The organism is Streptomyces sp. NPDC001508 (genome assembly GCF_040298665.1).
In the GTDB taxonomy this organism is placed as follows: Bacteria; Actinomycetota; Actinomycetes; order Streptomycetales; family Streptomycetaceae; genus Streptomyces.
In genome coordinates, this window is record NZ_JBEPAP010000015.1 from 81,065 (window position 1) to 93,528 (window position 12,464).

At 70.6% G+C, this 12,464-nt stretch carries 11 protein-coding genes and 1 tRNA gene; 4 read left to right on the forward strand and 8 right to left on the reverse strand.

Translation table 11 applies throughout. The annotated features are described in order from the left end of the window. Positions 1-17 precede the first annotated feature (17 nt). Genes repSA through ABT245_RS16635 form a run of 3 tightly spaced genes read left to right on the forward strand, consistent with a single transcriptional unit; the run spans position 18 to position 2,832 of the window. A complete protein-coding gene (gene repSA / locus ABT245_RS16625) occupies positions 18-1,409 on the forward strand; it encodes a replication initiator protein RepSA (RefSeq protein WP_502982139.1) in 1,392 nt (463 codons plus the stop codon). Then, positions 1,406-1,612, forward strand: coding sequence for a helix-turn-helix domain-containing protein (locus ABT245_RS16630; RefSeq protein WP_351734082.1), 207 nt, complete (start codon positions 1,406-1,408; stop codon positions 1,610-1,612). Before repSA ends, ABT245_RS16630 begins: the two co-directional genes overlap by 4 nt. Then, on the forward strand, positions 1,609-2,832 hold the full coding sequence (locus ABT245_RS16635; RefSeq protein WP_351734084.1) for a site-specific integrase: 1,224 nt from the start codon (positions 1,609-1,611) through the stop codon (positions 2,830-2,832). Before ABT245_RS16630 ends, ABT245_RS16635 begins: the two co-directional genes overlap by 4 nt. 72 nt (positions 2,833-2,904) lie before the next feature. Here ABT245_RS16635 and ABT245_RS16640 read toward each other — a convergent pair. The 7 genes from ABT245_RS16640 to galU all read right to left on the reverse strand — a co-directional run bounded on the left by ABT245_RS16640 (position 2,905) and on the right by galU (position 8,787). After that, positions 2,905-2,978, reverse strand: a tRNA-Ala gene (locus ABT245_RS16640). 132 nt (positions 2,979-3,110) lie between these two features. Further along, positions 3,111-4,373 carry a divisome protein SepX/GlpR gene (sepX, locus tag ABT245_RS16645; RefSeq protein ID WP_351734086.1) on the reverse strand — a complete coding sequence of 421 codons (1,263 nt, stop codon included), beginning with the start codon at positions 4,371-4,373 and terminating at the stop codon, positions 3,111-3,113. Positions 4,374-4,556: 183 nt separating this feature from the next. Continuing rightward, positions 4,557-5,228, reverse strand: coding sequence for a GNAT family N-acetyltransferase (locus tag ABT245_RS16650; protein ID WP_351734088.1), 672 nt, complete (start codon positions 5,226-5,228; stop codon positions 4,557-4,559). Between the two features lie 17 nt (positions 5,229-5,245). Next, positions 5,246-5,791 (reverse strand): MogA/MoaB family molybdenum cofactor biosynthesis protein, encoded by a 546-nt coding sequence (locus ABT245_RS16655; protein WP_351734090.1) that lies wholly within the window; start codon positions 5,789-5,791, stop codon positions 5,246-5,248. Further along, on the reverse strand, positions 5,788-6,267 hold the full coding sequence (moaC, locus tag ABT245_RS16660) for a cyclic pyranopterin monophosphate synthase MoaC (protein ID WP_351734092.1): 480 nt from the start codon (positions 6,265-6,267) through the stop codon (positions 5,788-5,790). Before moaC ends, ABT245_RS16655 begins: the two co-directional genes overlap by 4 nt. 290 nt (positions 6,268-6,557) lie before the next feature. Next, complete coding sequence (gene glp, locus ABT245_RS16665; RefSeq protein WP_351734094.1) at positions 6,558-7,880, reverse strand: molybdotransferase-like divisome protein Glp; 1,323 nt, start codon at positions 7,878-7,880, stop codon at positions 6,558-6,560. Between the two features lie 4 nt (positions 7,881-7,884). Then, a complete protein-coding gene (galU, locus tag ABT245_RS16670) occupies positions 7,885-8,787 on the reverse strand; it encodes a UTP--glucose-1-phosphate uridylyltransferase GalU (RefSeq protein ID WP_351734096.1) in 903 nt (300 codons plus the stop codon). 79 nt (positions 8,788-8,866) lie between these two features. Between galU and ABT245_RS16675 the strand changes: the two genes are divergently transcribed. Continuing rightward, positions 8,867-9,502 (forward strand): 5-formyltetrahydrofolate cyclo-ligase, encoded by a 636-nt coding sequence (locus ABT245_RS16675; RefSeq protein WP_351734098.1) that lies wholly within the window; start codon positions 8,867-8,869, stop codon positions 9,500-9,502. A 106-nt stretch (positions 9,503-9,608) separates the two neighbouring features. On the opposite strand, the gene ABT245_RS16680 is transcribed toward ABT245_RS16675, so the two are convergent. Next, positions 9,609-12,437, reverse strand: a complete 2,829-nt coding sequence (locus ABT245_RS16680; RefSeq protein WP_351734100.1) for a penicillin acylase family protein — start codon at positions 12,435-12,437, stop codon at positions 9,609-9,611. Positions 12,438-12,464: the final 27 nt, after the last annotated feature.

Consider the following 12,464-nt stretch of genomic DNA (forward strand, 5'->3'; position numbering starts at 1 on the left):
CCGTCGCCCCTGAGGCCGTGGCCGGTGCTGCGGCCTCTCTGGGCACCGACCCGCTGACCATGGCCGACCTGCTGCGGGTGGCGAACTCGCCCGGCTTCGACCGCTGGCAAGAGCAGATCCGCCGTACGGGCGGCTGCTCCCACCCGATCCGACTCATGGGCCAGACCACCACCCGCGACCGCGCGACCAATGACGTCCTGTACTCCTACAGCACCGAGAGTGAGCCGGGCGGCATGCTGCGGGTGGCGTGCGGGAACCGGCGGGCCTCCCGTTGCCCTGCCTGCGCCTGGACCTACGCGGGCGACACCTATCACCTGATCCGGGCCGGGATCACCGGCGATGCGAACAAGGGCGTCTCCGCCGTGGTCCGGGATCACCCCCGGGTCTTCGCGACCCTGACCGCGCCGTCGTTCGGGCCCGTGCACAACCGGCCGGACTCTGGGCGCTGCCGCTGCGGTAGCTCGCACAGCGAGGGTGACCCGGTGCTGGGGACGGCGCTGGAGCCGGGCCGGTACGACTACGCCGGGGCGGTGCTGTTCAACAACTTCGCCGGGGACCTGTGGCGCCGGTTCACGATCTACCTGCCTCGTGAGATCGCTGCCCGTGCGGGCCTGACCCAGTCGGCCATGAGGGAGGTGTGCCGGGTCTCCTTCGGCAAGGTCGCCGAGTTCCAAAAGCGGGGCGCCGTGCACTTCCACGCGGTGGTGCGCCTGGACGGTCCCGACGGGCCCGATACCTCCCCGCCGGCGTGGGCCACCACGGCTCTCCTGGACGACGCGATCCGGGCTGCTGCCGGACGGGTCTCCGTGCCGGTCCCGGCCGCCGGGGACTTCCCCGCCCGCGTGCTGCGGTGGGGCTCCCAGGTCGACGTGCAACCGATCGGCGCCCTGGGCCAAGAGGAGCTGACGGAACAGGCGGTCGCGTCCTACGTCGCGAAGTACGCCACGAAGGCGGCTGAGACCACGGGGACCGTGGATCACCGGATCGGGGAGATCTCGGAGCTGGACAAGCTGCCGTTGCCCGCGCACACCCGGCGCCTGATCGAAGCGTGCTGGGACCTGGACGACGCGTACCCGGACCGAATGCTGGCGCGCTGGGCTCACATGCTCGGCTTCCGCGGGCACTTCTCCACGAAGTCCCGCCGCTACTCCACCACCCTCAGCGCGCTGCGCCAGGTGCGAGCCGACTACCGGGCCCGGCAGGAACGCCGCGAATGCGGGCTCTCCGAAGACCTCGACGACTCGGAGGGCTCCACGCTCGTGCTCGCCCACTGGACCTACGCCGGACAAGGCCACACGCCGGGAGAGTCCTGGCTAGCCGCAACGATCGCCAAGGAGATCCGCCTGAACCGAGAGACCGCACGCGAAGCCCTGCAAGACCAGCTCGAATGGGAGGAACTCGCAGCATGACCATGACCGTGATCACGCCGAAGTGGCACAGCACAGCGGAGGTTGCGGCCATGCTCGGCTTCGGCCTCTCCAAGACCAAGATGCTGGTGCTCACCGGAGAGATCCGCTCGGTGAAGATCGGCCGCAACCGGCGCATCCTGCCGGAATGGGTGGACGACTACATCCAGCGCGTCACCTCGGCATCTGAGGGGGTGTCAGCATGAGCGGCAAGCGGGGCAACGGTGAAGGCTCGATCTACCCGTACCGGAACGGCTTCGCCGCGTACGTCTGGGTCGACACCCCGGAGGGCAAGCGCAAGCGGAAGTACGTGTACGGCCCGACCCGCGAAGAGGTCCACCACAAGTGGATCAAACTGCACGCGGAGGCCAAGGAAGGGCCGGTGGCCACGTCTTCGCCGACTCTGGCGCAGTACCTCGCGCGGTGGCTTCGGGAGGTCGTAGAGCCTGATCTGAAGCCCAAGACGGCCGAGACGTACGCGATGCACACCCGGCTCTACATCGTGCCGGGGCTGGGCTCGAAGCGGCTCGACAAGCTCACGGTGCGGGACGTGCGGAGCTGGGTGAACGCCCTCTTGGAACAGTGCCAGTGCTGCGCCCAGGGGCTGGATGCGAAGCGGGACACACCGCGCTGCTGCGCGGCCGGCGAGTGCTGCAAGCGGATCCCGTCCCGTCGCACGGTGCAGGATGCGCGCGCGGTCCTGCGGTCGGCTCTGACCAACGCGATGACGGAAGAGCTGATCTCGAAGAACGTCGCGGGCCTGGTCAAGGTGCGGTCGGCGCGGAAGACGAAGCGGCACCCGTGGTCGGTCGAGGAAGCTCGGCAGTTCCTCGAAGCGGCGAGCACGGCCCATGATCCGCTGTACGCGGCATACGTGCTGATCCTGGTCCTGGGCTTCCGGCGCGGTGAGGTGCTCGGCCTCACCTGGGAGAACGTCAACCTGGACGCCGGAGAGATCACGGTGCAGATGCAGCTACAGCGGATCAACCGGCGCCTTATCCATGACGAGACCAAGACCGAGGCGTCGACCGCGACGCTCCCGCTTCCGGAGATCTGCGTCACTGCGCTCCAACTGCGGAGGAAAGAACAGGAGGTCTCCAGGCAGGCGGCCGGGGAGCTGTGGACGGCCAACGACTTCGTGTTCACCACGCGCTACGGCACGCCGTTCGAGCCGCGCAACTTCAACCGCCGGTTCGAGGATCGATCGGGCCGCGCCGGCGTCCGGCGGATCCGGTTGCACGACACCCGGCACACGTGCGGCTCGCTGCTCGCCGCGCTGGACGTGCATCCTCGTGTGGCGATGCAGATCCTTCGGCACAGCAAGATCGCGGTAACCATGGAGGTGTACACGCACGTCCCGTCGGAGGCCACCCGCCGGGCACTGCGCAAGCTGGGCAAGCACCTTGGGAAGCAAGATCCGAAGTAGTTGCTGTACTTCGCTGCTGTACGGCACGTCAAAGCCCCGGTCGGGAGATCCCTACCGGGGCTTTGAGCTGCGTGGACCTGTGGGGATTTGAACCCCAGACCCCCTCGATGCGAACGAGGTGCGCTACCGGACTGCGCCACAGGCCCTTGCAACGAGTGAAACTTTAGCATCCCCCTCGGGGTGCTTGGAAATCCGTTCCCGGACTGGTCGGCGGCCGGGTTTCGGGGCGGTCCGGGAAGGTTTCCCGGACCGCCGCGGGCACCGCCGTCACTCGTTCGTCACTCGTTGGCCGCGCGCGGCCGGTCGCCGTCCTCGTACTGGTCGAACAGCGGGGTGCGTCCGCGCTCGCGCGCCCTGCGGGCGGAGGCGGCCCGGCGCGCGTCAGTACGTCCGTCCGCCGCCGGCTTGTCCTCCTCGGCATGCGCCGGATCCTCCGCCGTCGCACCGGGCGCGGACGCGGCCTGCTCCGGCTCCCGCTCGGGGACCACGGAGCTGGAGCGCGCGGAACTCCAGGCATCGGGCGCCGCGAGGTCCACATCGGACGTGGCCCGGGGCGCGACCGGCGCGGTCACATACGTGGGCAGCGGTACCGGCACCGGGTCCCAGCTGTCGCCGTGCCCGGGGCGGCGCTGCCGTTCGCGCTGCTGGTCGACCCATTCGGCGTGGTCGGTCTGCTCGACGAGGGCACGTCGGTCGGCGGCGAGCGCGGAGAGCCCGGGGTCGGTCTCCGGTTCTGGTCCCTCGTCCGGTTCGTCGGCGGTGGCGCCCGGGTCCAGGGGCGCGCGCCGGCGCGGCTGGCGCTCCCTGAGCCGCTGCGCCGCGGCCTCGGCCCGGCGCCGGTCCATCTGGTAGGCGAACCGGCGGCGTTCCTGGGTGCGCAGATACGCGATGTACACGCTGAGCATGACGGCGGGCACGCCGGGCGCCCACAGGAAGGCGAGCCCGCCGACGGCGGCGACGATCGCGCCGAGCGTGAAGGCGAGGAAGAGCATCACCGTGGTGCGCCGACGACGCGCGAGCACCTTCGAGCGCCGGGCGCGCGCCGCGGCGGCCTGCGCCGAGGGGGCGCGCCGCGCGGCCGGGACACCTTGTCGCGCGGGCGCCGACGGGGACTTGGCCGCCGAGGCGGAAGGGGAGTCGACCGCGGGGTCGGACGTCGCTGCTTTGGCCGCCGGGACGGACGGCGACTTGACCGCGGGGGCGGACGGCGACTTGGCCGCCGGGGCGGACACCTCCGGTTCGGCCTGCGCGCGCGCCTGACGGCGCAGCGGAGGCATGGCAAAGGCCCGGACGTCCACCGAGTCGGTGACGGCGCCGGGTGCGTCGGTGTCGGGCTCCCCCTCGTGGGCGGAGCGCGACCGCAGGTCCTTGGCGTATCGGCGCTCCATCCCCGCCCGTCCGGACAGCAGCCGGATGGCGGTGCTGAAGCGTTCCGTCGGACGGGCCTCGTTCAGCTCGTCCTGCCTACGGAGCCACATCGGCACCAAGTAGGCGGCCCAGGCCCCGACGATGACTGCGTAGATGAGGCCGCTGCTGCTCACGCCTCACACCGTAGAGGGGTTTGCATGAGGCCATCTGCCAATTGGGCCGGTGTGTCGCACGATCTAGCTGATATTTCCAGCTTTTTTTGCGACTGATGCGATCAGCGGACCGCCGTTGCCGCCATTTCAATGCCCGGAGTCGGTCATCCGCCGATCAATTTCGAACATGCATTCAATTTCCGGCTACGCGGGATTCCCCGGAGTGTTCTGCGGATTCCGCGGGGCGCTCGGGCCGTTCGGCGCGCTCCCGTCGTCCGTCCTGCGCCGGGCTCGCGTCCGCTGCCAGCGAGCGAGCAACCCTTCGGGCACCTCTTCCGCCGTGAGCGCGAAGACGAGGTGGTCGCGCCAGGCACCGTCGATGTGCAGATAACGCGGCCGCAGCCCCTCGTCACGGAATCCGAGTTTCTCCACGACCCGGCGGCTGGGCCGGTTCTCGGGGCGAATGCAGACCTCGATGCGGTGCAGGCCGACGGTGCGGAAACAGTGGTCCACCACGAGCGCCACGGCCGTCGGCATCACTCCGCGGCCGGCCACCGCCTCGTCCACCCAGTAACCGATGTGTCCCGAGCACATGGACCCCCAGGTGATCCCGGCGACCGTCAACTGCCCCACCAGACGCCCCTGGAACTCGATGACGAAGGGCAGCATCCGGCCCGCGTTCGCCTCGGAGCGCAGATGCCGGACCATCTGGCGGTAGGTCGGCCGGTGGGTGATCAGCCCGCTGGGCGTGGGCGGCGGAATGGTCGCCTCCCAGGGGCGCAGCCAGTCCCGGTTGCGTCGGTTCACCTCGCGCCAGGTCCGCTGGTCGCGCAGCCTTATGGGCCGGAGGACGACATCGCCGTCCGCCAGCACCACGGGCCAGGATGGGCTGTTCAGCTCGCACCCCCGTGTCTGGAACGACCGTGGCCGGCCGGCGGGGGCGCCGCCTCCCGCCGGGGGTGGTCACCGCCACGGATCTGGTCGACGGCGTGGACGAGCAGCGGCTCAAGGACGGCCAGACCGTCCTTCACCCCGCCGCTTGACCCGGGCAGGTTGACGATCAGGGTCCGGCCCGCCACTCCGGCCAGTCCCCGGGAGAGCGCCGCGGTCGGCACCTTCGCGCGGCCGAACGCCCGCACGGCCTCCGCGATGCCCGGCACCTCGTAGTCGATGACCGCGCGGGTGGCCTCGGGGGTGCGGTCGGTGGGCGAGATGCCGGTGCCCCCGGTGGTGACGACGATGTCGTAGCCCGCGTCGACCGCGGCGCGCAGGGCGGCGGCCACCGGGTCCCCGTCGGGGACCACCTGCGGGCCCTCGACGGCGAAGCCGAGGTCCTTCAGGGCGTCGGCGATCAGCGGGCCGCCCTTGTCCTCGTAGACGCCGGCGGCGGCGCGGTTGGAGGCCGTGACGACCAGCGCGCGGTAGGCCCCGGCGGTCACGACCTGCTCCAGTCGCCCGACTTGCCGCCCGTCTTCTCCTCCACCCGCACGTCCGTGATGACCGCTCCCTTGTCGACCGCCTTGACCATGTCGATCACGGTGAGGGCGGCCACGGACACCGCGGTGAGGGCCTCCATCTCGACGCCCGTGCGGTCCGTCGTCTTCACGGTGGCCACGATCTCGACGGCGTCGTCCGCGACCGACAGGTCCAGTTTCACACCGGACACCGACAGCGGGTGGCACAGCGGGATCAGGTCCGGGGTGCGTTTGGCGCCCATGATGCCCGCGATGCGCGCGGTGGCCAGGGCATCGCCCTTGGGGACTCCCTCACCGCGCAGCAGCTCGATCACCCGGGGCGAGACGAGGACGCGGCCGCTGGCGCGGGCGGTGCGCGCGGTCACATCCTTCCCGGATACGTCGACCATACGGGCCGCGCCCGCGTCGTCGATGTGCGTCAGTCGGTCCTGCGTACTCATGGTGTGTGGCGCTCCCGGTCGGGACCCGGCGCGGTGCGGCGCACGGGTGTGTCGTGCGCGACACGGTACCGCCAACTCGGTGCGCGCACCGGAGCAGGACCGGGTCCCGGGGCCGCCCGGCCGGGCGGTACACAGGTGGTCATGGAGGCGATCGGGCCTGGTGGGACCGAGGGGGCCCGTGGGCCGCCCCGCCGGGTGGGACCGAGGTGGTCCCTGGGCCGCCCGGCCGGGCGGGACCGGGGCGGTCACGGGATCGTCCGGGCCGAGCGCCGGCGGGGTGCCGGGCCCGCTCAGCCGAGAGGGATCACCTCGACCTCGGAGCCGGGTTCGACGGACTCCGCGTCCTCGGGGAGGACGATCAGCGCGTCGGCGTGCGCCAGGGCGGCGACCAGGTGGGATCCGGCGCCGCCCACCGGTGTCACCTTGCCGTCGGCGTAGGTGCCCCGGAGGAACTGTCTGCGGCCCGCGGGAGAGCTGAGCGCCGCGTCCGCCGTGAGGGTCGCCCGGATCCGGGGCCGGTGGACGTCGGTCAGCCCCATGAGGGTGCGGATGGCGGGGCGGACGAACACCTCGAAGGAGACGTACGACGACACGGGGTTGCCGGGCAGGGCCAGCAGCGGCGTGTGGTCGGGGCCGATGGTGCCGAAGCCCTGGGGCTTGCCGGGCTGCATGGCCAGCTTGCGGAACTCGACGCCGCCGCCCGCCTCGTCCGCGTCACCGACGTCCGACAGCGCCTCCTTGACGACGTCGTACGCCCCGACGCTGACGCCGCCCGTGGTGACCAGCAGGTCGGCGCGGACCAGTTGGTCCTCGATCGCGGAGCGCAGCGTCTCGGCGTCGTCGGCGACGGCGCCCACCCGGTAGGCGATGGCGCCGGCGTCGCGGGCGGCGGCGGTGAGGGCGAAGCTGTTGGAGTCGTAGATCTGGCCGCCGCCGAGCGGTTCGTCGGGCTGGACGAGTTCGCTGCCGGTGGACAGGACGACCACGCGCGGGCGCGGGCGGACGCGTACGGTGCCGCGGCCGATGGCGGCCAGCAGCGCGATCTGCGACGGGCCGAGGACCGTGCCGACCGCGAGGGCGCGGTCGCCGGCCCGCACATCGCTGCCCTCGGCGCGCACGTGCGCGCGTGGCTCGGCGGAGCGGTGCACGCGCACATGCCCGGTGGCGCCCTCCGGGGCCAGGCTGCGGGCGCGCATCCCGGTCACCGGGCCCTCGCCGAGACCACCGTCGGTCCACTCCACGGGGACGACGGCCTCCGCGCCGGGCGGCAGCGGGGCGCCGGTCATGATGCGGGCGGCCTGGCCGGGGCCGACCCGGACCGGATCGGCCGCGCCGGCCGCGACGTCCCCGACGACCTCCAGGACGGCCGGGAACTCCTCGCTCGCGCCCGCGATGTCCGTGACCCGCACCGCGTACCCGTCCATGGAACTGTTGTCGAACGGCGGCAGCGAGACCGGCACCGTGACATCCTCGACGAGGACACAGCCCTGGGCGTCGAGGAGTTGCAGTTCGATGGGCTCCAGGGGGCGGACGGTGGTGAGGACGTCCTCCAGGTGCTCGTCCACCGTCCACAGGTGGTCCGGGTCGGCGGGGCGGGTCGCGGCGCTGCTCAACTCGCTACATCTCCTCGGCTACGTAACTGCGAAGCCAGGTCCGGAAGTCCGGGCCCAGGTCTTCACGTTCGCATGCGAGTCTGACAATGGCACGCAGGTAGTCGCCACGGTCGCCGGTGTCGTAGCGGCGGCCCTTGAAGACGACGCCGTGCACGGGGCCGCCGACCTTCTCGTCCTGGGCGAGTTGCTGGAGGGCGTCGGTCAGCTGGATCTCGCCGCCGCGGCCCGGCTCGGTCTGCCGCAGTATGCCGAAGACGTGCGGGTCGAGGACGTAGCGGCCGATCACCGCATAGTGCGACGGCGCGTCCGCCGTGTCCGGCTTCTCGACCAGGCCGGTGACCTTGACGACGTCGCCGTCCTCGGTGGTCTCGACGGCCGCGCAGCCGTAGAGGTGGATCTGCTCGGGCGCGACCTCCATGAGCGCGATCACGCTGCCGCCATGCCGTTCCTGGACCTCGATCATGCGCTGCAGCAGCGGGTCGCGCGGGTCGATCAGGTCGTCGCCGAGGAGCACCGCGAAGGGCTCGTGGCCGACGTGCGGAGCGGCGCACAGCACGGCGTGACCGAGGCCCCGGGGGTCGCCCTGGCGCACGTAGTGCATCGTCGCGAGGTCGCTGGACTCCTGGACCTTGGCGAGCCGTTCGGCGTCGCCCTTCTTCTCCAGGGCCGACTCCAGTTCGTAGTTGCGGTCGAAGTGGTCCTCCAGCGGGCGCTTGTTGCGTCCCGTGATCATGAGGACGTCGTCGAGCCCCGCCGACACGGCCTCCTCGACCACGTACTGGATCGCCGGCTTGTCCACGACCGGCAGCATCTCCTTGGGAGTGGCCTTCGTGGCCGGCAGGAACCGGGTGCCGAGGCCTGCTGCGGGAATGACAGCCTTGCTGATCCTGGGGTGCGACTCAGTCATGCCCGCAACCCTATCCGGTGCCTTTGTGCGGAAACTGTGGCTCCGGTTAATTCGCTCTCATATGAGCACATTAAGAAGGATGCGAGAACGAACCGTGGATCACGCAGGACGTCCGGCCGAGCCTGACAAGCGCACGTTGCGGCGAGAGTTCCTCACGGTGAGGAACAGGTTGACGGCGGATGACGTCAGGGAGGCCGGCGCCGCGCTGGCCGAACGCGCGCTGGAACTGCCCGAGCTGGCCCGGGCGCACACGGTGGCGGCGTACGTCTCCGTCGACGGCGAGCCGGGCACCCTGGCGCTGCTGGACGCGCTGCACGCGCGGGGCGTCCGCGTCCTGCTGCCCGCACTGCTGCCGGACCACGATCTGGACTGGGGCGCGTACGCCGGGCAGGGCTCCCTCGCGCGCGTGCAGCACGGCGGGCGGATGGCGCTGTTCGAGCCCGCGGGTGACCGGCTGGGTCCGGACGCCGTGACACGTGCCGACGTGGTGCTGCTGCCCGGGCTCGCGGTGGACGCGCGCGGAACGCGCCTGGGCCGCGGCGGAGGCTCCTACGACCGTGTGCTGACCCGTCTGGAACGCGCGGACGCGCACCCCGCCCTCGTGGTGCTCCTGTACGACACGGAGGTCGTCGAGCGCCTCCCGGCACAGCCGCACGACCGGCCCGTGCACGCCGTCGTGACACCGTCGGGCGTGCGCCGGTTCACAGGCGTCTGACGGCGGCTTTGGGGGACAGGGCGAACGGCCCGGCCACCCCGGAACGCAGAGCAAAGGGGCCCTCCACGCGCGCGTGGAGGGCCCCTTCGGGTCGGCTGTCAGCGGGTCACGGCTTGAGCACCAGGGTGTCGCTCGTGCTCTTGTCGACCGCGGCACCGGAGAACGACCAGGGCAGCAGTTCGCCGTTGGCCCACTTGTCGGTCTGGTCGGTGTAGTGGGCGCTGTAGGCGTGCCCCGACGCACCCGTGAGGTTGATCCACTTCGACTTGTCGAGGTCGTCGAGGTTAACCACCATCCGCATGGACGGCACCCACTCCACCCCGTAGCCGCCGGCGGCGTTCCAGCCGGTCGCGTTGACCGTCGCCTCGCCGCCGCTGAGCTTCCAGGGGCCGCGGTTGAGGACGTACTGGAGGGCGCCGGGGCCCTCGGTGCCCAGGGTCTGGTTCTTCAGGAACAGCCGGTGCAGCCGGCCCCAGCTCCAGGTGTCGATGTCCTTGCCGAGCTTGGAGGTCAGCTCCCAGCGCGCGTCGATCATGGCGCGGCGGAACAGCTCGTCGCGGTTGTTCGCCTCGGGCCGGTTGCCGGTCCTGGAGGCCGGCGTCTTCCACCAGTCGCTGTCCGGCTTGTCCATGAGGGTGCGCACCACCTCGAACCAGCGGTCGCCGCCGTCCGGCTGCGCCTGGTCGGCGTCCCGCTCGCCGCACTCGCGCACCTTGGTGTCGTCGTCCACCGGACCGGTGCTGTCGGTCTTGGCGACCCACAGGCACTGGCCCTTGACGCGCAGCTCCTTGGGCAGCTTGTTGCCGAAGGCGAGCTTGATGATGTTGCGCCAGACCGCGTTGAAGTAGGCCGCCGCCGCGGAATCGGCGTCCTGGGTGTAGTCCCAGCCCTCCAGCAGCCGCTGCGCCTCGCGGACGTCCTTGTCCTTCACATGGATCTTCAGCAGCTTAGGCACGAGCAGCTTGGCGATCTCACTGCTGTTGTCGAGCTGCATCTGGCGCATGTCATCGGTCGAGATCTTGCCGCCGCCCTTGATCTTGGACTCGATCAGGTCGGTGATCCGCTGGCTGCGGGTGCCGTAGCCCCAGTCGGCGGTGAGCGTGTAGTGGTACTTGTCCTGGTCGACGACTGCCTGGTTGGCGGTGACGATGTAGCCGCGCGCGGGCTCGAACTCGTAGGGCAGTTCGTCCTGCTTGATGTACCCGGTCCAGGCGTACTTGGAGTCCCAGCCCGGCGCCGGGACGGAGCCGTCGACGCCCTCCGCGCGCGTGGGGATCTTCCCGGGCAGCGTGTAGCCGATGTGGCCCTGGGTGTCGGCGTAGATCAGGTTCTGCGAGGGCACGTCGAACAGCGCGGCGGCGGACCGGAAGTCGTCCCAGTTCGCGGCCCGGTCCATGGCGAAGACGGCGTCCATGGAGGTGCCCGCCTCCAGGGCGGTCCACTTCAGGGCGATGCCGTAGCCGTCGCCGCGGTCGGGGGCGGCGGTGTCGACGGTGGCCTTCCTGCCGACCTTGACCAGTTCGTCGTCGCGGTCCGAGAGCAGCGGCCCGTTGTTGGTCTCACGGACGACGATCTTCTTGGACTTGCCGCCGGCGACCTTGATGGTCTCCTCGCGGGTGGTGAAGGGCCTGACCTTGCCGTCGTACAGGTAGCCGCTGCCGGTCAGCTTCTCCAGGTAGAGGTCGGTGACGTCGACACCGGAGTTGGTCATGCCCCAGGCGATGTCGCCGTTGTGGCCGATGATCACGCCGGGCATGCCGGCGAAGGTGTAACCGGTCACGTCGTACTGGCACTTGGCGGAGACGGTGCGGCAGTGCAGGCCCATCTGGTACCAGACCGACGGCAGCGAGGCTGACAGATGCGGGTCGTTGGCGAGCAGTGGCTTGCCGGTGATCGTGTACTTGCCGGACACGACCCAGGAGTTGGAGCCGATGCCCTGGCCGTTCACGCCGACGGCCGCGGGGAGGTCGTCCAGGACGTTGTAGAGGCCCGACAGCTGGCTTGTGAGGCCCGATCCGGCCGTGGAGGTACCGGTCGAACCGTTCGTACCCGTGGAGCCGGTCGTGCCCGTTCCTGTCCCCGCGCCCGTTCCTGTGCTGGTGCCCGTTCCCGTGCCTGTGGAGCCCTGTGTGCCGCTCGTGCCGCCGCCCTGCTCGAACGCCTGGGTCAGCTCGTCGTACTGGCCTTCCTGGACGATCGCCTTGTTGCGGCTGTAGGGGTACTCCGGGTAAAGGTCCTTGATCTGCTGCGGGCCGAGGCGGCTGGTCATCAGGGCGCGGTCGATCTCGTCCTGCATGTTGCCGCGCAGATCCCAGGCCATCGCCTTGAGCCAGGAGACGGAGTCGACCGGAGTCCACTTCTCGGGCTTGTAGTCGTTGGTGAACCCGAGGGCCGCGTACTCCAGGGAGATGTCCTTGCCGTCCTTGCCCTCCAGGTAGGCGTTGACACCCTTGGCGTACGCCTGGAGGTACTTCTTCGTGGAGTCCGACAGCTTGGTGTCGTACTCCTTCTCGGCCACCCGGTCCCAGCCCAGGGTGCGCAGGAACTCGTCGTTCTTGACCTGGCCCTTGCCGAACATCTCGGACAGCCGCCCGGACGTCATGTGGCGGCGCACATCCATCTCGTAGAACCGGTCCTGCGCCTGGACGTAGCCCTGCGCCATGAACAGGTCCTCGTCGGAGGAGGCATAGACCTGCGGGATGCCATAGCCGTCCCGCTTCACATCGACCGGTCCGGACAGGCCGTCGAGCGTGATCGACCCCGTGGTCTGCGGGAAGGACGCGCGCACGGTGCTGATCGACCAGTACGCCCCGTAGGCGACGCCGCCGACGATGGCCAGGACGAGCACCAGCACGATCAGTCGGGCTCTGCGCCCCTTCTTCCTGCCGGACTTGCCGGGTCGGGCAGCCGCTGTGGCGGTGGTGTTGGGGGGCATCGCTGTCCTTGCTGTCCTAACGCGAGC

Excerpts from the sequence above, each read along its gene's own strand:
- galU (WP_351734096.1), bottom strand. The coding sequence starts at position 8,787 with ATGACTGAGTCGCACCCCAGGATCAGCAAGGCTGTCATTCCCGCAGCA.
- ABT245_RS16630 (WP_351734082.1), top strand. The coding sequence starts at position 1,406 with ATGACCATGACCGTGATCACGCCGAAGTGGCACAGCACAGCGGAGGTT.
- ABT245_RS16680 (WP_351734100.1), bottom strand. The coding sequence starts at position 12,437 with ATGCCCCCCAACACCACCGCCACAGCGGCTGCCCGACCCGGCAAGTCC.
- moaC (WP_351734092.1), bottom strand. The coding sequence starts at position 6,267 with ATGAGTACGCAGGACCGACTGACGCACATCGACGACGCGGGCGCGGCC.
- ABT245_RS16635 (WP_351734084.1), top strand. The coding sequence starts at position 1,609 with ATGAGCGGCAAGCGGGGCAACGGTGAAGGCTCGATCTACCCGTACCGG.
- ABT245_RS16675 (WP_351734098.1), top strand. The coding sequence starts at position 8,867 with ATGCGAGAACGAACCGTGGATCACGCAGGACGTCCGGCCGAGCCTGAC.